Source organism: Pseudomonas sp. SM4 (genome assembly GCF_051913165.1).
In the GTDB taxonomy this organism is placed as follows: domain Bacteria; phylum Pseudomonadota; class Gammaproteobacteria; order Pseudomonadales; family Pseudomonadaceae; genus Aquipseudomonas.
This window is the reverse complement of record NZ_JBODOE010000009.1, coordinates 120,682-141,161: the sequence shown is the minus strand read 5'-3', so window position 1 is coordinate 141,161 and position 20,480 is coordinate 120,682. Positions and strand designations below refer to the sequence as shown.

Sequence of the window (20,480 nt, the reverse complement as noted above, 5' to 3'; positions counted from 1 at the left end):
CTACTCCTTGGCGACGCGTTTCATGTCCGCATCCATCATCATGCGGATCAAGGTATCCAGGTCGGTTTTCGGCTTCCAGCCCAGCACGCGCTGAGCCTTGGCCGGATTGCCGAGCAGCACTTCAACTTCGGCCGGACGGAAGAATGCCGGGTCGATCTTCACGTAATCGCGGTAGTTGAGGCCGACGTGATCGAAGGCGATGCGACACATTTCGCGCACCGTGGTGGTGACGCCGGTGGCGACCACGAAATCGTCAGGCTTGTCCTGTTGCAGCATCAGCCACATGGCTTCGACGTAGTCGCCGGCGAAACCCCAGTCGCGTTTCGCGTCGATGTTGCCCAGCGCCAGCTCCTGCTGTTTGCCTTGCTTGATGCGAGCGGCGGCGTCGGTGACTTTGCGGGTGACGAACTCGATGCCGCGCAGTGGCGATTCATGGTTGAAGAGGATGCCGCTGCTGGCGTGCAGATTGAAGCTTTCACGGTAGTTGACGGTGATCCAGTGGCCGTACAGCTTGGCCACGCCGTAAGGGCTGCGCGGGTAGAACGGCGTGTTTTCGTCCTGCTGCTCGGCCTGGATCAGGCCGAACATTTCACTGGTCGAGGCCTGATAAAAGCGGGTGTGCGGGCTGAACTGGCGGATCGCTTCAAGCACGTGGGTGACGCCCAGGCCATCGACGATGCCGGTGGTCACCGGCTGATTCCACGAGGCGGCGACAAAGCTCTGCGCGGCGAGGTTATAAATTTCGTCCGGCGCCGATTGAATGACCGCACGCTGTACCGAGCAGGCATCGGCCATATCACCGTCCAGATAGACAATGTCGGCTTCGACGCCCAGCTCGCGCAGGCGCCAGCGCGAATCGCTGCTGCGCCGAGCGACGAGGCCGTGAACCTTGTAGCCCTTGTCGAGCAACAGCTTGGCCAGATAAGCGCCGTCCTGGCCGGTGATCCCTGTGATCAGTGCACTTTTTGTCATTCTTGGCTTACTCGCGTCTCCCAGTCGGACAGGATCGCCCGCAGGGATTGTTGTGTAGTGATTTCAGGCGTCCATCCTGTGGTCTGGGTCAGCCTGGCATGGCTGCCGCAAACGCGACGCTGATCGGCGCGCCGCATGCGCGCCGGGTCCTGAACCAGTTGCAGCTCGACCTCGGCCAGATCGCCGAGCTGCTCGATCAGGCTGCGGATGCTCTGTTCACGGCCCGAGCAGATGTTGTAGACCTGCCCCGGTGTGCCTTTTTCCAGCAGCGCGAAGTAGGCCGAGATCACATCGCCGACATCGAGAAAATCCCGTGTCACGTCGATATCGCCGACTTCCAGCTGCGGTGCCTGCAGGCCTTGTTTGATGCGATTGATCTGGCGGGCGGCACTGGCAATCACAAAGCTTGGGTTTTGGCCGCTGCCGATGTGATTGAACGGCCGCGCGACCAGTATCGGCCAGGCTTCGCTCAGGCCCCATTGCAGGCTGAGGAATTCCGCCGAGAGTTTGCTCACGGCGTAGGGGTTGCGCGGGCAGGGCGATTGTTGCTCGGTGATCGGCAGGTGGTTTTCGCCGACCTGGCCATAGACGTCACCGGAGCTCACATACAGGAATGTGCCGGCAAAGCCGCGCGCCTTGAGGGCTTGCAACAGGTTGAGGGTACCGAGCAGGTTGATTTCGAGGGTGCGCGCCGGATCGCGGAAGGCTTCGGGGACGAAGGTCTGGCCGGCCAGATGAATGACGGCATCCGGCAGTTGCGGCCACAGGTCGGTGAGGCTGTGCGGATCGGTGAGGTCGTAGGGCGCAGCGGCAGGCAGCAGCTCCCACGACGAATCCGCCAACGCCAGACGCGACTGAATATGTTGTCCCACGAATCCACTGAGACCCGTGACGAACAGACGCTTTTTCAAACAGCGACCCCTTGGTCTTGAACTTGCGCCACTTTCCCACAGGCTTTGGGGGAAGGTCTTACAGACCGAAAGAAAAACCGGCTAAAAGACGGGCGAAGTCAGTTGTTGTAGTTGTTTGTTAACAATCTGTGCCAATTGCTCGGCAATTTCAACAGGCCAAACCGTGACTGGTCAGTTCTCGTCAGCGTAGCCAAATTTATTCTCGCCGGGCGGTTCACGGATCCTTGATGGATGTGTTTAGAATGCCCTTCGCCGCCATCCTTCAAAGTTCGCCGGAGGGGTTGCGAGCCGGAGTGAAACCGACCACTAAAACAAGAACGAAGACGTACTCCATGACGAAGGACGATTGCCGGTAATACCGACTCGATCCGACGCTTGGCCGTCATAGCATGAGACTGCCGGGATGGTGGTTTCATCGTGGGATGCCATGAATTTCATTCTTTACTCGGACGTCAACGACCGCTCCATCAGCCAGAGTCTCGGGCGTCCCGAATACAGTTACTACTTCGTACTCAAGGCCTATCGCCCGGTGCTGGAAAGCCTTGGGCGAGTCCACGTGGTGGCGTCGGCGGCTGAAGTCGATCCGCTGTATCGGCAGTTGCAGGAGGCCGGTCAGGACTGTCTCTTTCTGTCGTTCTCACCGCCGCACAAGACCCCGACCGACCTGCAATGCCCGACGGTGTGCGTGATTGCGTGGGAGTACGATTCGATCCCGTCCGAGTGCCACGACGATGACCCGCGCCAGGACTGGAGCCAGACCCTGGCGCGTCATGGTCGGGTCATCACGTTGTCCAGTCACACGGCCGCAGCGATTCGCCGCACGATGGGTGAAGACTTCCCTGTACTGGTCCTGCCGACACCGTTGTGGGAGGGCTTTGCCGGTGTACGTCAGCAGTACCCGGCCGCCGCTTCGAGCGCGGGGGCGACGTTGCAGATCAAGGGCTGCATCATCGACAGCCGGGCATTGGGGTTGTCTGCTGATGGCCTGATCGCGCCGATTCACAGTGAACAGGAGCTGGAAGTGCGCGGTCTGGCTGAACCGGTTGCCGAGCCCGCGACAGCACCGGCGTTGACCTTGCGGCGTCGGGCATTCATCACCAAACATTACCTGCGTGAGGGCTATCGCGGCCTCACGAGCCCGTCCGAGCATGGGCCGCTGTTTTTGCTCAAACACCATGCGCTGCTGTGGTACCGCGAAGCGGTCAGCGACCTGCTGCCCGCCGCGCTGCGCGAGAAAATCGCCGCACGGCGTGCCTCCTCTGCTGCCTCCTTGCCGCTGGCGACCAGCGTCACGGAGGCCCTTGAACAGGCCGAACACCCGCAAGCCGTGCTGCCCGATACCCAGGAACAGGTGCAGATCGACGTCAGTGGCGTGGTCTACGTCAGCGTGTTCAATCCCGAGGACGGGCGCAAGAACTGGCATCACCTGATCACCGCGTTCTGCTGGGCCATGCGCGATGTCGAAGATGCGACGCTGGTGCTGAAAATCACCCAGAACGACCTGTCGAGCTACTACGTTCACTTGATCACGCTGCTCTCGCAACTCTCACCGTTTGCCTGTCGTGTGGTGGTCATGCACGGCTATCTGGAAGACGAAGAATTCGCCCGGTTGTATGGCGCGGCGAGTTTCTACGTCAACGCCTCGCGCTGCGAAGGCTTGTGCCTGCCGTTGATGGAATTCATGTCGTGCGCACGGCCGGTGATTGCGCCGAACCACACGGCGATGGGCGATTACATCGACGAACACGTCGGCTTCATCGTCAAGTCGAGCCGCGAGCCGACGATCTGGCCGGAAGACGTGCGCATTCTCTATCGCACCCTGCGCCATCGCCCCGACTGGGGATCGTTGAAAGCCGCTTATGAGGACAGCTACGCGATGGCCAAGAACCAGCCCCAGGCCTATCTGGCCATGGCCGCCGCCGCTGAGCAACGCATGCACGATTACTGCAGCTTTACCCCGGTGCAGCAGCGCCTGGCGCAATTTCTCGGGTTGACGCCGATGCGTACCACAGCGCCACAGCCAGCCGAAGCGGGGACCGCCGCATGCTGATCATCATTCATTCGGAAACCAACAAGAGCAATATCCAGCAAAACCTCGGGCGGCCCGAGTACAGCTATTACTTTGTGCTCAAGGAATTTCGCCCGGTACTGGAGCGCATCGGTCAGGTGATAGAAGTCAGTCACCCGGACGAGTTGGTTGATCGTCTGTATTTCGACTGCCAGAGCCGGGGCGAGGCGTGTGTGTACCTGTCGTTCTCGCCGCCTCATCGCACGCCGACGCATTACGCCTGTCCGACCATCCCGGTATTCGCCTGGGAGTTCAGCACCATCCCGACCGAAAGCTGGCAAGGTGAACCGCGCCACGATTGGCGCGTGGTGCTGGCGGCCAGCGGCAGGGCGATCACTCATTCGACGTTCACCGTCAACGCTGTGCGTGCGGTGATGGGCGAGGATTATCCGATCTGCGCCATCCCGGCCCCGGTGTGGGATCGCTTCGCCGCACGCGGTGAACACCTGAGCAAATCCCCGGTGGTCGAGGCCGTGCAGCTGAACCTGCGCGGCCTGTTGATCGACAGTCGCACGACCGACCTGCGCGCCTACGGCCCGGCCGAATTGCGCGAGGGCATTCCCCTCTCGTTGAGTGGTCCGCCGCAGGATTGCACGTTGCAACTCGACGGCGTGGTCTACACCTCGGTGTTCAATCCCTATGACGGGCGCAAGAACTGGCAGGACATGATCAGCGCGTTCTGCACCACGTTCCGCGATACGGCGGACGCGACGCTGGTGCTGAAGCTGACGCACCATGACATCGCCAATGCGTTGAACGACATGCTCCATCACCTCTACAAAAACCAGGCGTATCAGTGCCGGATCGTGCTCATCCACGGGTATCTGGCCGACCCCGATTACGAACGCCTGGTGGAGGCCACGAGTTACGTGGTCAACAGTTCCTACGGTGAAGGGCAGTGCCTGCCGCTGATGGAATTCATGTCGTGCGGCAAACCGGCGATTGCCCCGCTGAACACGGCGATGGCCGACTACATCGACAGCGACTGTGCATTCATTGTCGACTTCACCGAAGAACTCACGGCCTGGCCCCATGACCCACGAGCGGCCTACCGCACTCTGCGTTACATGACCGACTGGGATTCCTTGTGTGCGGCGTATCGCGCCAGTTATGCGGTGGCGAAAAACGATGTCGAGCGCTATGCCGCCATGTCCGCGCGGGCAGTGCGTAACCTCGAACGGTTTTGCAGCCAGGCCAGCACCGAGCAGCGTCTGCGGGCGTTTTTCGAAGCGCACCTGGAGCCAGCCAAGACGCTGACTGTGCAAGCGTCGACCGCATGATTCGTCGTCTGCTCGCCCGGTGGTTTGCGCCCCCTCTGCCGACGCCTCTGCCGACCCCGGAGCCGTCCGCGACGGGGTCGCCGCGTATGGTCGGTCTGCACGATGCGGTGCTCGACGGCTGGTTCTTGAATGCCACGGGCGAATTGCTCAAGGGCTTTGCCATTACGGCTGACGACACCCTACTCGACGTCGGTTGCGGTGAGGGGGTGGCGACGTTGTTCGCCGTGCGTCAGGGCGCCTCGGTGATCTTCACCGACAGCGAATACGACAAGGTGCGCGAGCTCGCCCGGCAAGTCGAGGCGCAAAGCCAGCAGGCGAATCTCGGGCTGGTCAGCAACAGCCTGCCGTTGCCACTGGCCGCCGGTTGCGCCAGCAAAGTGGTGTGCATGGAAGTGCTCGAGCACATCACCGAGCCTGAACCGTTCATGGCTGAACTGGTGCGCATGGGCCGCCCCGGTGCGCAATACCTGCTCAGCGTGCCGGCGCCCATGGGCGAGCATTTGCAGAAAGGCATCGCCCCCGACAGTTATTACCAAGCCCCCAACCATGTGCAGATCTTCACCCCCGAGCGCTTCGCCGCGTTGGTCGAAGACGCCGGGCTGGTGATCGAGCACCGTCAGGCCAGCGGGTTTTTCTGGGTGATGGGCATGATTTTTTTCTGGGCCAGTGAGCGTGCGGCCGGGCGTGATCCTGGCGGCGCGGTGCGCGACCGCATTCAGGCGCCGTATCCACCCTTGATGGAGAGTTGGGCGCGCACCTGGCAAGACTTGCTCACGCAACCCGAGGGCCTGGCCATCAAGCAGACGCTCGACCGCTTCATGCCCAAGAGCCAAGTGATCATCGCCCGCAAACCGCTGGCCACCGGAGACACGCCATGAACGGCAAACGAATCATGGACATCGAAGTCCTGCGCGCCATCGCGGTACTCGGTGTGTTGTTTCATCACCTGCAGGGCAGCCTGTTCACCGATCCGGTGCCGCTGCTGGAAAAAATCCATGCCTGGGCGCAGCCGTGGTGGGGCGTCGATCTGTTTTTCGCGATTTCCGGTTTCGTCATTGCGCGCAGCCTGATTCCGGCGCTGCAAGGCTGCACCAGCCGCCAGCAATACTGGGCGCAGACGCGCAATTTCTGGCTGCGCCGGGTGTTTCGCTTATTGCCGTCGGCCTGGTTATGGCTGGCGCTGATTCTGCTGGCGTGCGTGTTTTTCAATCGCTCCGGAGCGTTCGGAACATTGGCCGCGAACTGGCAGGCGACGTTGGCCGGGGTTCTGCAATACGCCAACTTCCGCTTTGCCGACAGCTTCTTTCATTACGAGTACGGCAGCAGTTTTGTCTACTGGAGCCTGGCGCTGGAGGAGCAGTTCTATCTGTTGTTCCCGCTGCTGATCGTGCTGTGCCGCAAGCACCTGGTGTGGGTGTTGCTGGCGCTGGTCGCGGTGCAGATCTACACCTTGCGCACGCCGTTGCTGATGGTCGTGCGCACCGATGCGCTGGCACTCGGTGTGCTGTTGGCGATGTGGAGCGCGCAGCCGAGTTATCAGCGCTGGCAGCCGACCTTTCTGCGTCGACCGTGGGCCGGCATCGCGGCGCTGATCGGAATCGGCGCGCTGTTGAGCTTCATGGCCACCGACCGCTTTACCTTCACCAATTACCGCATCGGCTCGATCGCCGTGCTGTGCGCGGTGCTGGTATGGATTGCTTCCTACAACCGTGATTACCTGATGCCGGCGGGCGTGGTCCAGCGTTTGCTGGCGTGGGTGGGCAGTCGTTCCTATGGCATTTATCTGATCCACATTCCCGCTTATCTCACCGTGCGTGAAGTTATTTTCCGCTTGCAGAGCGCCGGCCTGCCGAGCCCGGCCGGGCACCCGATCCTCACGCTGATGATGGCCGGCGGCCTGATCGTGCTGCTCAGCGAGCTTAATTACCGCCTGATCGAAATGCCCCTGCGCAATCGCGGTGCTGCGTTGGTCAAGCGCCTTGGCACCGTCCCAACCGCCGTCCCATCCCCTGGAGCCACCTCATGCTGAGACTGTTGAAGAAACTCACGGCGGCGACGCCCGTGCCGGCGCCGGCAGAACCCGTTGCCCCGGTCACCGGCAAGGTCGACCCGTACATGCTCGGCCTCTACGATGCCAAGCTCAGCGGCTGGTTCAACCAGGAGACCAACGAGTTGTTCAAAGGCTTTGTGGTGTCGGCCGATGACACCTTGCTCGACGTCGGCTGCGGCGATGGCGGTAACGTGCATTTCTGCGGCATGCGCGGGGCGAAGATCATCATTGCCGATATCGACGGCGCCAAGGTCGAAGCGACCCGCCTGCGCCTGGGCGATACCCCGGCGCGTGACATCGAATGCCACGTCACCGACTGCAATCCGTTGCCGATTGCCGACGCTACGGCCACGCGCGTGGTGTCCACGGAAGTGCTCGAACACGTCGACGATCCCGCGCAGTTTCTCGCGGAGCTGGTGCGTGTCGGCAAACCGGGCGCGTTGTACCTGTTGAGCGTGCCGCACCCAAGCTCCGAAGACCTGCAGAAAGACATCGCCGCGCCCGAGTATTTCCAGAAGCCCAACCACATTCGCGTCATCAGCGAAGAGCAGTTCAAGGCGATGGTCAGCGAGGCGGGGCTGGAGATCATCAGCCACAGCCAGTACGGTTTTTACTGGTCGTTGTGGATGCTGTTGTTCTGGGAAGCCAAGGTCGATTTCAGCAACCCGGATCATCCGCTGCTCAATCATTGGGCCGAGACCTGGCAAGCGGTGCTCGATTCGCCGCGTGGCGCGCAGATCAAGCAGGCGCTGGACGCGGTGGTGGCGAAAAGTCAGGTGATCATCGCGCGCAAGCCTTGAGTTCCGAGTGCCTGTAGGAGCTGTCGAGTGAAACGAGGCTGCGATCATTTGATTTTGAAGATCAAAAGATCGCAGCCTCGTTTCACTCGACAGCTCCTACAGGTCGCAGAGGATTTTTGTGTAACCTGCGGTCTTTTGTCGGCAGGGATTGGCGATTTGATGCGGTTCGGTTTTTCGATGCTGATCACGGTGTTGTTGCTTGCAGGCTGCGAGCAGCACGATGCACCGGTGCTGGATCAGCAACTGTATGTCTGGCAACGCCAGTGGACGCCCGCCCATGAAACGGCGCTGCGTGACAGTCACAGTGACTTCTCGACGCTGCGCGTGCTGGCGCTGCAAGCCTTTCCCAATGCAGGCTGGCGCCGCGCGCGGGTTGATTCGTCGTTGTTGAAAGCCGATGGGCGCCCCGTGATCGCGGTAATCCGCCTCGACGGGCAACTCAAGGCGCTGGATCAGGATCAAGTCACTGCGCAGATTCTTCAGGTGCTCGCCGATTGGCAGACGCAAGGCCTGACGCCGAGCGGCGTCGAGATCGATCACGACGCCGGTAATGCGCGATTGCCGGCCTATAGCGAGTTTCTTCAGCATCTGCGGGCGGCATTGCCGAGTTCGCTGCCACTGAGCATCACCGCGTTGCCGGCGTGGCTGTCCAGCGCGCAACTGCCAACCCTTCTGCACACCGTCGACAGCAGCGTGCTGCAAGTGCACGCCGTCAGCGATCCACGCCACGGTCTGTTTGATCCTGAGCAGGCGTTGAAGTGGAGCAAGGCCTGGGCGCGCGTGAGCGACAAGCCGTTTTATCTGGCGCTGCCGGCCTATGGCGTGGCGCTGTTGCCGGATGACGGCGGCGCGCCGCTGGTGGAAAGCGAAGTGCAGCTTGAGCGAGCCGGTGAACGCCGCGAACTGCTCGCCGATCCGTTGGCATTGAGCCAACTCGGCAAGGTTTTGCGTGAAGACCCGCCGGCGCATCTGGCCGGGCTGATCTGGTTTCGCTTGCCGCTGGCCAACGATCGCCGCGCCTGGAGCCTGACCACCCTGCGCGCGGTCGCGCGTGGTGAGCAACTGGTCAGCCAGCTCGGCCTGACGTTCAGCGAACACCACGGCCTCTCCGACATCAGCCTCGACAACCGCGGCAATCTCGACAGCGCCTGGCCGGCGCGGATAACGCTCAAGGCGCGAGGCTGTGAAGGCGCCGATGCGCTCGCCGGATATGCATTGCAACAGAGCGCCGATCTGCTTACCTTCACCCGCCTGCGCGACGGCCGATTGCCGGCGGGCGGGCAGCGCGCCATCGGTTGGGCGCGTTGCGCGACTATTGATCAAGGAGGTTCGCATGTTGACCCGTAACTGGCCCCGCCATCTGCTCTGCCTGAGCCTCAGCCTGCCGCTGGGTTCCGCGCTGGCCTGTGGTCCGGATTTTCCCAATCGTCTGCTCGACGATCGCGGACAGACCCTGGCCAATCTGCCGGCGGGCAACTTCAAGTTCGAGATCAGCCGTCTCGGCCAAACGATCGCCGGGCTCAAGAATGTCACCGCCGCGACTTACGATCCCGACGATATGTACGGTGACGACAGTGCGCCAACCCAGGCCCGCGACAACGCCGAACAGCTCGGATTGAGCAACGAGCAGGCCGCGCTGGTCGCGCAACTGCGTGGCCTGACCGATGCGCGTCAGGTTGCAGAGCAGGGCGCCAGTCTGCCGCCTGAAATTCGTCTGTACGTGGCGGGCGCGGTGGCGTTTGCCACGGGCGAACATGCGCTGGCGGTCGAGTATTTCAACAAGCTGTTGGCGCTGCCGGCTGATCAGCGGCCGTTGCGCAGCACCTGGGCGGCCTATTCCCTGGGGCGTACCTGGTTTGCCATGAGCAGTGAAGCCGACGACGCCGTCGCAGCCCTGGAGCAATCGCGCGCAGCGTTCCGCCAGGCGCGGCAAATGAGCATCGATGGTTTCAGTGATCCGCTGGAGCTGGGCGTGGCCAGCCTTGGCGAAGAGGCGCGGGTATTGCGCACTGCCGGCGACTGGAGCGGCGCCATTGAACTGTATGAGGCGCAAAACCTGCACGGTTCGGCCGTGGGGTATACGTCGTTGAAGCAACTGACGAATGAGCTGGCCGAGTTGCCCGAGGCTGAGCTGGCGAAGCTGCTGGAGCGTAAGCCGGTGCAACAATTGGTCACCGCATCGTTGGTCAGCCGAATGGGCTGGTCGTTTGGCGAGCAGCCGCCGAACGAGAAAAAACTCATCACGCTGCTGCAGCAGAGCACGCGCGGCACGCTGGAAAACGCTGATCGGCTGGCGGCGATGAATTATCAACAGGGTGATTACGCCAGCGCCAGGGCCTTCCTCGAGAATGCCGGCGATGGCGGGCTGGCCTGGTGGTTGCGGGCCAAACTGGCGGTGCGCGATGGCGATAAAACTGCCGCTGCCGCCGCTTACGCCAAAGCTGCGCAGGCCTTTCCGCAAAGTGAATCGTGGGGTTACCAGCTCACGGCAGACTGGGCGTTTGAAACCGTGCAACCGAAATGCCGGGTCGAGGGCGAAAGCGCGATTCTGGCGTTGCAACGCGGCGAATACCTGCAAGCCTTTGTGCAGTTGTATCGCAGCAACAACATCTATTGGTTCGATGCCGCCGCCGTCGCCGAGCGGGTACTGACGGTCGAAGAGCTCAAGCAGTACGTCGATGAAAACGTCCCGGCCCCGGCAGCGCCGATTGACGATGGGCGAGCCGACGCCGGGCAGTTGCACATAGCCGAGAACCTGCGCTATCTGCTGGCCCGACGCTTGTTGCGTGAAGGCCATTACGCCGAAGCCGTCGACTATTTCGCCAACAGCACGATGCAGGAAGAAGCCAGGTATTACGGTGAGCAGCGTCTGGCGGCGGAGAGCGCCTGGTGGCCGACGAAACGTGCCACCGCACTGTTCAATGCCGCTGTGGTTGCGCGTGAGTCAGGCTTCGAGATTCTCGGTTACGAGATGGCGCCGGACTACGTATCGTTTGGCGGCTTCTATCAGCTCGGCAACAAGGAGCTGGTCGCCGGGCCGCTGGTCAGCGAAGACGAAGTGCAACGGCAGAAAGCCAGTGAAGCCCTGACGCAGCATCGTTTTCACTACCGTTTCGTTGCGACCGAGTTGGCCGATCGTGCTGCCGATAACCTGCCGCACACCAGCCAGGCGTTTGCTGCGGTGCTGTGCAAAGCCGTCAGCTTCAACAGCAGCGTGGAAGAGCAGAAAGCCCTGTATCAGCGTTACGTCAAGGAAGGCCCGTACGTGCAGTGGGCGGAGGATTTCGGCCGACAGTGCCCGAGCCCGGACTTCGCTAACGCCGACAAACGCTACGTCACCCAAGTGACCGATGCCGTGCGCGCGACGCTGCGACCGTACAAATGGCCGGTGCAGATCGGTGCCGCTGTGTTGCTCATCGGTGTCGCGCTCGCGCTGTTCATGCGTCGCCGGCGCAAGGCCGGCAAGGGCTAAGCCTGCTGGACGAAAGTCAGGCGCAGCGCAAAGCCGATCAACAGGCTGCCAAACAGCCATTGTTGAACACGTTGTGCCGTTGGACTGTGTTGCAGCCAACGGCCCAATGCGGCGCCGGTCAGGGCGTAGGCGCTGTCGAACAGCAGACCAACGCCAACCAGCAGCAGGCCGAGCACGGCGAACTGGTTTAGGACCTGCGCGCCGTCATTGACGATGAATTGCGGCAGCAGCACCGAGCAGAACAACAGCGCCTTGGGGTTGAGCAGGTTAGTCAGCAACCCCCGGCGAATCGCCTCGCGCCATTGTCCGGGTGTCGCGGTGAGGGCGCCGGTGGCCAGGTCTGGCACCAGTGAGCTGCGCAGGCATTGAACGCCGATCCACAGCAGATACGCCGCGCCCGCCAGCCGCACCACATCAAACGTCCACGGTGCCGCCTTGAACAGCGCCGCCAGCCCCAGCGCGGCCAATGCGACATGGCAGCCCCGGGCGATTGCCAAACCGATCGCCGTGGCCAACGCCGCGCCGCGACCCTGCCGTGCGCCGGTTTGCAGGAGCAGGATCATGTCCGGGCCGGGCAACAGATAGACCACCGCCAAGGCAAGGAAAAACAGCCAGAGATTTGCCACGTCAGCGTCCTTTCGTTGTCGATTCGGTGACGTCAGTCTAGGGCTGGAGGGCGGGGCAGGTGCTTGCGTAGTCAGCTTCAAAATCACCTTGTTTTGGCATAATCTGCTGGTTTTCAGTGCTCAAACTCTGTGGATCTGCCAAACATGAAACTCGACGCCTTCGACCGCAAGATTCTCGCGGCCCTGCAACGTGACGGACGCCTCAGCAACGTTGAGCTGGCCGATGAAATCGGTCTGTCGGCCTCGCCGTGTCTGCGCCGGGTGCGCATGCTGGAGGAGGCCGGGGTGATTCGCGGCTATCAGGCCAATCTGGATCGCGACGAAGTCGGCTTAGGGCTGACGGTGTTTGTCGGGGTCAAGGTCGAGCGCCACAACGACGAACAGGCCGAGGCGTTTTACGCAGCGGTGACGGCGTTGCCGGAAGTGATCTCGGCATTTCTGGTCTCGGGGGAATCGGATTTTCTGTTGCAGGTGGTGGTGCCGGATTTGCGCGCGTACGATCGTTTTCTCAGTGGTTGCCTGCTGAAACTGCCGGGGGTGAGTGACATTCGCAGCAACTTCGCGATTCACACGGTGAAAACGCCGGGGGCGTTGCCTTTGGGACATCTTCCGGCCTGACAAGCAAAGATCGCAGCCTTCGGCAGCTCCTACATGAAATGCTTACCCCTGTAGGAGCTGCCGAAGGCTGCGATCTTTTGATCTTCCAAACGATTACATCTGCGTCGCCATCCCCTCGACATTCATCGCCGCCTGGCGCAATGCCTCCGACCGCGTAGGGTGCGGGTGACACGTCAACGCAATGTCCTCAGCCGAGGCACTGAACTCCATCGCCACACAAAACTCGCCAATCATCTCGCTCACGCTCGGCCCGACCAAATGCACGCCAAGCACTTCATCCGTGCGCTCATCCGCAAGGACTTTGGCGAACCCCTCGGTTTCGTGGTTGATCTTCGCCCGGCTGTTGGCGGTGAACGGAAACTTGCCGACCTTGTAGGCGCGGCCTTCGGCCTTGAGCTGCTCTTCGGTCTTGCCGACGCTGGCCAGCTCCGGTCTGGTGTAGATGACGTTAGGGATCAAGGCGTAATTGACCTCGCCGGCCTTGCCGTGGATCTGCTCGACGCAGGCCATCGCTTCGTCTTCCGCCTTGTGCGCGAGCATCGGTCCGGACGTCACGTCGCCGATCACCCAAACGCCAGCGGCTTCGGTGCGATGCTGTTTATTGGCGAGCATGCCGCGCTTGTCGGTGCTCAGGCCGACGTTTTCCAGACCGAGGCCTTGGGTGTACGGACGGCGCCCAATCGCCACCAGCACGTAATCGGCTTCGAGCAGTTCAGCCGTGCCACCCGCCGCAGGCTCGACGCTCAGTTGCACACCGCTGGCAGAAGACGTGGCGCTGGTGACTTTCGAACTCAACCTGAAGGCGATGCCCTGTTTGCTCAGCGAGCGTTGCAGGGTTTTGCCGGCTTCGGCATCAACACCGGGGCAGATGCGGTCGAGGTATTCGACCACGGTCACTTGCGCGCCGAGTCGCCGCCACACCGAGCCTAATTCGAGGCCAATGACGCCGGCACCAATGACCACCAGATGCTTGGGCACTTCGCTGAGCGACAGCGCGCCGGTTGAATCCAGAATGCGTTGGTTGTCGATCTCGACGCCGGGCAGGGGAGTGGGCTCGGAGCCGGTGGCGATGATGATGTCCTTGGCGCTCAGCTCGACCTTGTTGCCCTGATCGTCAGTCACGGTGACCTTACCCGGGCCATCGATGTGGCCCCAGCCCTTGATCCAGTCGACCTTGTTCTTGCGAAAGAGAAACTCGATGCCTTTGGTCAGGCCGGTCACGCTCTCGTCTTTCTGTTTCATCATTTGCGCGAGGTTTAGCGTCGGTTTGACTTCGATGCCGAGGTTGGCGAATTCCGCACCCATGGCCGCGTCGTACAACTCCGAGGCGTGCAGCAGGGCTTTGGACGGCATGCAACCAACATTCAGGCAGGTGCCGCCGAGGGTCGCCCGACCTTCGACGCAAGCAGCTTTGAGGCCCAACTGCCCGGCGCGGATCGCCGCGTTATAACCACCGGGGCCGCCGCCCAGAATCACTACGTCATAGTTGCTCATGCGCTTGCTCCTGATGAATGGATGCGGATCGCTAAAAGTAGCTGTCGATAAAAATTACGAACGTAATATGTGCGTTTCCAGACATTTCGGTCAAGGCTTCAGGCAAGCGACAGGTTGAGCATCTTTGAATACGGGTAATTGTGTACGAATATTTCACGCTTTTCGTTATATCGTAACGATATGAACCGCGAGCCAACGATTTTGGGGTGATATGCAAGTTGATCTGGAGGTGGATGGCACGCAGGTGACCGGACTGCCGCGTTTTCAGCAGGCGGCCACGCAGGGCAGACGACTGCGGCATTGGGCGTTGGGCCTCGGCGGATTGGCCGGAGCGGGCTGGTTGTCGGCGTTTTTCGTCGGGTTGTTTGCGCCGCAATCATTGTGGCTGCCGCTGCTGGTCAATCAGAGCGCAGCGTTGCTGGTGCTGGTCGCAGGGCTGCAATCGGCATGGTGGGTGACGCAATGGCGCGCGCGGGTGATCAATCCTGTTGTGCTGACGCCGACTGCCGATGATCAAGCGATTGCGCCAGAAGGTTGGTACGAACGCCTGCTGGATCGCCTCAGTCAGCGCGGTTTGCATGTGCTCGGCCAGATCGGTGCAGCAGCGCTGTGGTTGGGCGGTTGGGCGTTGCTGGTGGCGCTGAGCATCGAACAGGTGTGGAACCTGATGTTGCCCGCCGCAGCCGTTGGAGTGTCCGCCACCGTCGGTGCGGCGTTGGCGTTGCTGCTGGCGTTTGGTTTGCTGGTGCTGGAGCGACAACTCGCTCAGGAGAATCCAGCGCAATGGCCGGAAGCAGGAGCACTGGCGCAATTGGCGCGCGTGGCGATCATCAGTCTGGTGCTCGGCGCGCTGTGCTTATTGTTCGCTGGCGAGAACGCGGTTTGGCCGGTTCGCGTGGCGGTAATCATCGGCATCTTGCCGGGATTGGTCGCGATCGAGCTGCTATTGCGCTCCGTACTCTCGGTCTTCAGCCCACGCCGCGAACAGCTGGAACCGACGCTATTGGCGCGCAGTTTTGTCGCCGACATGCTGCGCTGGCCGCCGCAGCCGTTGCTCGCATTGCAGCATGAATTGCACAACCGCTTTGGCATCGATTTGCGTCAAATCTGGGCGTTCAGTTACATGCGGCGAGCATTTCTGCCGGTGCTGGCGCTGGTCGCAGCGGTGGGTTGGTTGCTCACCGGCATCCATGAAATCCCGCTGCAAGGTCGGGGCATTTATGAACGCTTCGGCAAACCGGTGCAGGTCTTTGGCCCCGGTTTGCACACCGGTTTGCCGTGGCCGCTGGGTCGCGTGTTGATCGTCGAAAACGGCGTGGTGCATGAACTCGCTACCAGCGTCGGCGAGAACCCGGCACCGCCACAAGCCGATCCTGCTGAAGGCCCGGCGCCGATGACGGCCAACCGTTTGTGGGACGCCAGTCACGTCAACGACAAGTCGCAAGTGATCGCCAGCAGCCGTGGCGATCAGCAAAGCTTTCAAATCGTCAACATGGACGTACGTTTCGTCTATCGCATCGGCCTGACTGATCAGGCAGCGCTGGCTGCGACTTACAACAGCGCTGATGTACCGACACTGATCCGCAGCACCGCCAGCCGGATTCTGGTGCACGACTTTGCCTCGCGCACGCTCGACGGTTTGCTCGGCGAAGATCGGGTAGGGCTGGGCGAAGAGATTGGTCGCGCGGTGCAAAGCGACCTGCAACAACTCAACAGCGGCGTGGAGATTCTCGCCACGGTGGTCGAAGCCATTCACCCGCCGGCCGGTGCCGCCAATGCTTATCACGCGGTGCAAGCGGCGCAGATCGGTGCCCAGGCGTTGATCTCCCGCGAGCGTGGCGCAGCGGCCGAAGCGAGTAATCAGGCGCAATTGCAGGCCAGCCTCGCTCGCGATCAGGCCAGCGCCAACGCCCGCGAAACCAGTGCCACGGCGCAGGCGGCGGATCTGAAATTCAGCGCCGAACAAAAAGCCTACGCCAGCGCCGGCCAGGCCTTTGTGCTGGAGCAATATCTCGCGCAGCTCAGCCAAGGTCTGAGCAAAGCCCAATTGCTGGTACTCGATCATCGTCTCGGCGGCAGCAGCAATGCGCCGACCATCGACCTGCGGACCTTCACGCTGCCGGCTGACCCGACGCCCGCGCGTACCAACGCTCAACCAGGAGTCGCCCATTGAGCCAGTCGCACACGCACGAACCGCATGATCACAGCGGCCACGATCACAGCCATGGCGGACATCACCATCATCACGGGCATCATCACCACGGAGCGCCGGAAGAGGCGGGGCCTTTCCCGTGGCGGCGCATGGGCTGGGCGGTGTTGCTGGTGGCATTCGCCATTGCCGCAGCGAGCCTGGTGCAAGTACGCTCCGGTGAAGCCACGGTCATCACGCGATTCGGTAATCCGTCGCGGGTATTGCTTGAACCGGGTTTGAGCTGGCGTTGGCCGGCACCGTTCGAGGCGGCGATCCCGGTGGATCTGCGTCTGCGCACTACCTCCAGCGGCTTGCAGGATGTCGGCACCCGCGACGGTTTGCGCATCATTGTGCAAGCCTACGTAGCGTGGCAGGTGCAGGGCGACCCGGACAATGTGCAGCGCTTCATGCGCGCAGTGCAGAACCAGCCGGACGAAGCGGCGCGGCAGATTCGTACCTTCGTTGGCTCGGCGCTGGAAACCACCGCGAGCAGTTTCGACCTGGCGAATCTGGTGAACACCGATGCCAGCCAAGTGCATATCGCTGAATTCGAAGCGCAGTTACGGCAGCAGATTGATCAGCAATTGCTCGCGACTTATGGCGTGCGTGTCGTGCAAGTCGGCATCGAGCGTTTGACCTTGCCGTCGGTGACGCTGACTGCCACGGTCGATCGCATGCGCGCCGAGCGTGAAACCATTGCCACCGAACGTACGGCGATCGGCAAACGCGAAGCGGCGCAAATCCGTTCCGCGGCCGAACGCGATGCGCGAATTGTCCAGGCTGACGCCACGGTGAAAGCCGCAGAAATCGAAGCGCAATCTCGCGTCGAAGCCGCGCAGATTTACGGTCGTGCCTACGCCAGTTCGCCGCAGCTGTACAACTTGCTGCGTTCGCTGGATACCCTCGGCAGCATTGTCACGCCGGATACCAAACTGATTCTGCGCACCGACGCCGCGCCATTTCGCGTGCTGGTCGATGGCCCGCCGACACTCGACAGCAAATCCGGATCGCATCCATGAGTGAAGAAGTTCCACGTGGAACACATTCGCTGAACAGTCCGTGGATTCAGGCCGGGCGTTTGGCATTTTTCGCCCTGTACGCGGTAACCGTGTTGGCCGCATTGGCGTGGGCATTTTCCAACGTGCGGCAGATCGACCCGCAGAATCGTGCCGTGGTTTTGCACTTTGGTGCACTGGATCGCGTACAAAACGCCGGTCTGTTATTGGCTTGGCCACAGCCCTTCGAACAGGTGATTTTGTTGCCCGCAGCGGCTCGAGTCATCGAACGCCGGGTGGAAAACCTGTTGCGCAGCGATGAGGCGCTGAAGGCTGATCGCGTCGCTTCGTTCGCCACACCGCTGAGCGATGCGCTGGCCGGGTCTGGTTATTTATTGACCGGTGATGCCGGCGTGGTGCAACTGGATGTGCGGGTGTTTTACAAAGTTACCGACCCCAACGACTTCGTCTTGCAGGCCGATCATGTGCTGCCGGCGCTGGATCGTTTGGTCACCCGCAGCGCCGTGGCACTGACGGCCGCGCGCGATCTCGACACTATTCTTGTCGCTCGCCCGGAATTGATCGGCGCCGACAATCAAGCGGCCGAACGCCGTGAGCGGCTGCGCGGTGATCTGGTGCAAGGCATCAACAAACGCCTCGCCGAGTTGAAGGCGAGCGGGCAGGGCATCGGCATCGAAGTGGCGCGGGTTGATGTGCAATCGAGTCTGCCGGATCCGGCAGTCAGCGCGTTCAACGCCGTGCTGACCGCCAGCCAGCAAGCCGACAAAGCCGTGGCCAATGCGCGCACCGACGCCGAGAAACTCACCCAGACCGCCAACGAACAAGCCGACCGCACGCTGCAAGTGGCTCACGCACAGGCGGGTGAACGCCTGGCCAAAGCCTCGGCCGACACCGCCACGGTGTCGAGTCTGGCCAGCAGCACCGACCCGCAAATGCTCTTGCGCCTGTACCGCGAACGCATGCCGAAGATTCTCGGCCAGGCCGGATCGGTGACCACGGTCGATCCGAAAGACGATTCCCGCCTGATCATTCAGGGAGCCAGTAAATGACTGCGACGACCGCCGCACCGAGTTTGTTGTCCTCGGCCGAACAACGCCGCGCCGCCCGGCAACTGACCCTGGCCATGCTTGCGCTGGGTTTGCTCGGCCTCGGTTTGATCTGGCGTTGGCTGGTGCCGGAGCAAACCGGTGTCAGCCAATTGCTGCTGGGTTTTGCTTCTTTATTAGTCGCCGTGCCGGTAATGCGTTCGGCGTGGTACAGCCTGCGATATCCGAGTCTGCACGGCATCACCGATCAACTGATTGCCTTGGCCATGCTCGGCGCGTGGGCGACGGGCGATCTGCTCACGGCGGCGTTGCTGCCGATCATCATGATCTTCGGCCATGTGCTGGAGGAGCGTAGCGTCATCGGTTCGCAGGAAGCGATTCATGCGCTCGGCCAACTGACCCGCAGCCACGCACGCAAGGTTCAGGCTGATGGTTCGATCATCGAAGTGGACAACGGCAAACTGAAGTCCGGCGATTGCGTCGAGGTGCGCGCGGGTGACCGAGTACCGGCGGACGGCCGGGTGTTGTCGGGTCAGGCCAGCCTCGACACCGCTTCGATTACCGGTGAGTCAGTGCCAGTGGAGGCGGGCGTCGGCATGACGGTGTTCGGCGGTGCGATCAACCTTGATGGACTGCTGCGTATTGAAGTTACCCGCACCGGCGATGAGTCGACCCTGGGCAAAGTCATCGCACTGATGCAAAACGCCGAGCGCTCGAAACCCCCGATCACCCGGTTGCTCGAACGTTACGCCGGCAGCTACATGGTGCTGGTGTTGCTGCTGGCGGCGGTGACCTGGTTTGTCACCAACGATGCGCAAGCCATGCTCGCGGTGTTGGTGGCGGCGTGTCCGTGTGCGTTGGTGTTGTCTGCACCGGCGACGGCGATTGCCGGGGTGGCCGTGGCGGCGCGGCACGGGATTCTGATCCGCAGTTCAGCGTTCCTTGAAGAGCTGGCCGACCTCACGTCGCTGGTGGTCGACAAGACCGGCACGCTGACTTACGGCACTTTGCGTTTGCAATCAATCGACAGCTCACACGCAGACACCTCCGCGATTACCGCACTGGCTGCCAGTCTCGGTGCGGCGAGCAGTCACCCGGTCAGTCGCGCATTGGCCGGGTTGGTCAGCCCGGAACACTCTGTGCCTTTATCCGACATTCACGAGCGCCAGGGCCTCGGTGTCGTTGCCATGACCGGGCAGGGCGAAGCGGCGCTCGGGCGACCGGAGCTGTTCGCGCAACTGGGCGTCACCACCTCGACGGTGCCCGAACACGACGGACCGATTGCCGGACTGGCCCTGAACGGTGAATTCCTCGCTTGGCTGCTGCTGGCCGATAGCGTCAAACCGGAAGCCCGCTTTGCCCTTGCTGAGTTGCGGGAACTGGGGCTGGGTCGACAACTGTTGCTGACGGGCGATCGGCACAGCGTGGCTCAGTCGCTGGCGCGGGACGTCGGTTTGCACGAGGTCGAAGCGCAAGCCTTGCCGGAAGACAAACTCAATCGGGTGCTCAAGGAAATCGAAGACGGCTTCCGGCCGATGGTGGTCGGTGACGGCATCAATGACTCGCTGGCGTTGAAGGCTGGCGTAGTCGGCGTGGCAATGGGCGCGGGCGGGGCGGACATCGCACTGGCCTCGGCGGACATTGTGCTGATCGGCAGCGATCTGCGCCGCCTCGGCACCTGCGTACGCCTCAGCCGCCAGTGCCGGAGGACGCTGCAGGTCAACGTCATCATCGGTCTGGGCTGGACGCTGGCGATCGTCGTGTTTGCGGCATTTGGCTGGCTCGGTGCTGCCGGGGCGATGATCGCCGCGTTGTTGCATAACCTCAGTACGTTGCTGGTACTCGGCAACGCCGGGCGATTGCTGCGTTTTCAGGAACCGCTGCTCAAGCTCAAGGAGGAAATCATTTGAGCTCTTCGACCCCCACGCTGCATTGG

The 20,480-nt window shown here is 62.0% G+C and carries 16 protein-coding genes; 12 read left to right on the top strand and 4 right to left on the bottom strand.

The window, feature by feature from the left end; translation table 11 throughout:
* Positions 1-972 (bottom strand): GDP-mannose 4,6-dehydratase, encoded by a 972-nt coding sequence (gmd, locus tag ACQ4MY_RS18135; RefSeq protein WP_008078910.1) that lies wholly within the window; start codon positions 970-972, stop codon positions 1-3.
* Positions 969-1,883 (bottom strand): GDP-mannose 4,6-dehydratase, encoded by a 915-nt coding sequence (locus ACQ4MY_RS18130; protein ID WP_440096032.1) that lies wholly within the window; start codon positions 1,881-1,883, stop codon positions 969-971. Before ACQ4MY_RS18130 ends, gmd begins: the two co-directional genes overlap by 4 nt.
* A gap of 427 nt (positions 1,884-2,310) precedes the next feature.
* Between ACQ4MY_RS18130 and ACQ4MY_RS18125 the strand changes: the two genes are divergently transcribed.
* From ACQ4MY_RS18125 to ACQ4MY_RS18095, 7 genes are all read left to right on the top strand, one after another.
* Complete coding sequence (locus ACQ4MY_RS18125) at positions 2,311-3,933, top strand: glycosyltransferase (RefSeq protein WP_440096031.1); 1,623 nt, start codon at positions 2,311-2,313, stop codon at positions 3,931-3,933.
* Positions 3,927-5,231 (top strand): glycosyltransferase, encoded by a 1,305-nt coding sequence (locus tag ACQ4MY_RS18120; protein WP_440096030.1) that lies wholly within the window; start codon positions 3,927-3,929, stop codon positions 5,229-5,231. Before ACQ4MY_RS18125 ends, ACQ4MY_RS18120 begins: the two co-directional genes overlap by 7 nt.
* Positions 5,228-6,109, top strand: coding sequence for a class I SAM-dependent methyltransferase (locus ACQ4MY_RS18115; protein ID WP_440096029.1), 882 nt, complete (start codon positions 5,228-5,230; stop codon positions 6,107-6,109). Before ACQ4MY_RS18120 ends, ACQ4MY_RS18115 begins: the two co-directional genes overlap by 4 nt.
* A complete protein-coding gene (locus ACQ4MY_RS18110; RefSeq protein WP_440096028.1) occupies positions 6,106-7,260 on the top strand; it encodes an acyltransferase family protein in 1,155 nt (384 codons plus the stop codon). The genes ACQ4MY_RS18115 and ACQ4MY_RS18110 overlap by 4 nt, the downstream gene beginning before the upstream one ends.
* Positions 7,254-8,081 (top strand): class I SAM-dependent methyltransferase, encoded by an 828-nt coding sequence (locus tag ACQ4MY_RS18105; RefSeq protein WP_440096027.1) that lies wholly within the window; start codon positions 7,254-7,256, stop codon positions 8,079-8,081. The genes ACQ4MY_RS18110 and ACQ4MY_RS18105 overlap by 7 nt, the downstream gene beginning before the upstream one ends.
* Before the next feature lie 159 nt (positions 8,082-8,240).
* Positions 8,241-9,428: a DUF3142 domain-containing protein gene (locus ACQ4MY_RS18100; RefSeq protein WP_440096026.1), complete on the top strand. Its 1,188-nt coding sequence runs from the start codon at positions 8,241-8,243 to the stop codon at positions 9,426-9,428.
* Positions 9,415-11,553, top strand: coding sequence for a hypothetical protein (locus tag ACQ4MY_RS18095; protein ID WP_440096025.1), 2,139 nt, complete (start codon positions 9,415-9,417; stop codon positions 11,551-11,553). Before ACQ4MY_RS18100 ends, ACQ4MY_RS18095 begins: the two co-directional genes overlap by 14 nt.
* Here ACQ4MY_RS18095 and ACQ4MY_RS18090 read toward each other — a convergent pair.
* Positions 11,550-12,179, bottom strand: coding sequence for a LysE family translocator (locus tag ACQ4MY_RS18090; RefSeq protein WP_008078892.1), 630 nt, complete (start codon positions 12,177-12,179; stop codon positions 11,550-11,552). The genes ACQ4MY_RS18095 and ACQ4MY_RS18090 overlap by 4 nt on opposite strands.
* 144 nt (positions 12,180-12,323) lie before the next feature.
* On the opposite strand from ACQ4MY_RS18090, the gene ACQ4MY_RS18085 reads away from it, so the two are divergent.
* Positions 12,324-12,797, top strand: coding sequence for an Lrp/AsnC family transcriptional regulator (locus ACQ4MY_RS18085; protein ID WP_053125245.1), 474 nt, complete (start codon positions 12,324-12,326; stop codon positions 12,795-12,797).
* 93 nt (positions 12,798-12,890) lie between these two features.
* Here the strand turns inward: ACQ4MY_RS18085 and lpdA are convergent, their stop codons facing one another.
* Positions 12,891-14,291, bottom strand: coding sequence for a dihydrolipoyl dehydrogenase (lpdA, locus tag ACQ4MY_RS18080; protein ID WP_008078887.1), 1,401 nt, complete (start codon positions 14,289-14,291; stop codon positions 12,891-12,893).
* A gap of 211 nt (positions 14,292-14,502) precedes the next feature.
* On the opposite strand from lpdA, the gene hflK (ACQ4MY_RS18075) reads away from it, so the two are divergent.
* The 4 genes from hflK (ACQ4MY_RS18075) to ACQ4MY_RS18060 are packed head-to-tail and all read left to right on the top strand — an operon-like array spanning position 14,503 to position 20,454.
* Complete coding sequence (gene hflK, locus ACQ4MY_RS18075) at positions 14,503-16,464, top strand: protease modulator HflK (RefSeq protein WP_440096024.1); 1,962 nt, start codon at positions 14,503-14,505, stop codon at positions 16,462-16,464.
* A complete protein-coding gene (hflC, locus tag ACQ4MY_RS18070) occupies positions 16,461-17,501 on the top strand; it encodes a protease modulator HflC (protein ID WP_440096023.1) in 1,041 nt (346 codons plus the stop codon). Before hflK (ACQ4MY_RS18075) ends, hflC begins: the two co-directional genes overlap by 4 nt.
* Complete coding sequence (gene hflK, locus ACQ4MY_RS18065; RefSeq protein WP_440096022.1) at positions 17,498-18,547, top strand: protease modulator HflK; 1,050 nt, start codon at positions 17,498-17,500, stop codon at positions 18,545-18,547. The genes hflC and hflK (ACQ4MY_RS18065) overlap by 4 nt, the downstream gene beginning before the upstream one ends.
* Complete coding sequence (locus ACQ4MY_RS18060) at positions 18,544-20,454, top strand: heavy metal translocating P-type ATPase (RefSeq protein WP_440096021.1); 1,911 nt, start codon at positions 18,544-18,546, stop codon at positions 20,452-20,454. Before hflK (ACQ4MY_RS18065) ends, ACQ4MY_RS18060 begins: the two co-directional genes overlap by 4 nt.
* Positions 20,455-20,480: the final 26 nt, after the last annotated feature.

Bases quoted from the DNA above. Each gene is read 5' to 3' on its own strand.
- gmd (WP_008078910.1), bottom strand. From the start codon at position 972: ATGACAAAAAGTGCACTGATCACAGGGATCACCGGCCAGGACGGCGCT.
- ACQ4MY_RS18125 (WP_440096031.1), top strand. From the start codon at position 2,311: ATGAATTTCATTCTTTACTCGGACGTCAACGACCGCTCCATCAGCCAG.
- ACQ4MY_RS18120 (WP_440096030.1), top strand. From the start codon at position 3,927: ATGCTGATCATCATTCATTCGGAAACCAACAAGAGCAATATCCAGCAA.
- ACQ4MY_RS18115 (WP_440096029.1), top strand. From the start codon at position 5,228: ATGATTCGTCGTCTGCTCGCCCGGTGGTTTGCGCCCCCTCTGCCGACG.
- ACQ4MY_RS18110 (WP_440096028.1), top strand. From the start codon at position 6,106: ATGAACGGCAAACGAATCATGGACATCGAAGTCCTGCGCGCCATCGCG.
- ACQ4MY_RS18105 (WP_440096027.1), top strand. From the start codon at position 7,254: ATGCTGAGACTGTTGAAGAAACTCACGGCGGCGACGCCCGTGCCGGCG.
- ACQ4MY_RS18100 (WP_440096026.1), top strand. From the start codon at position 8,241: ATGCGGTTCGGTTTTTCGATGCTGATCACGGTGTTGTTGCTTGCAGGC.
- ACQ4MY_RS18095 (WP_440096025.1), top strand. From the start codon at position 9,415: ATGTTGACCCGTAACTGGCCCCGCCATCTGCTCTGCCTGAGCCTCAGC.
- ACQ4MY_RS18085 (WP_053125245.1), top strand. From the start codon at position 12,324: ATGAAACTCGACGCCTTCGACCGCAAGATTCTCGCGGCCCTGCAACGT.
- lpdA (WP_008078887.1), bottom strand. From the start codon at position 14,291: ATGAGCAACTATGACGTAGTGATTCTGGGCGGCGGCCCCGGTGGTTAT.
- hflK (WP_440096024.1), top strand. From the start codon at position 14,503: ATGCAAGTTGATCTGGAGGTGGATGGCACGCAGGTGACCGGACTGCCG.
- hflK (WP_440096022.1), top strand. From the start codon at position 17,498: ATGAGTGAAGAAGTTCCACGTGGAACACATTCGCTGAACAGTCCGTGG.
- ACQ4MY_RS18060 (WP_440096021.1), top strand. From the start codon at position 18,544: ATGACTGCGACGACCGCCGCACCGAGTTTGTTGTCCTCGGCCGAACAA.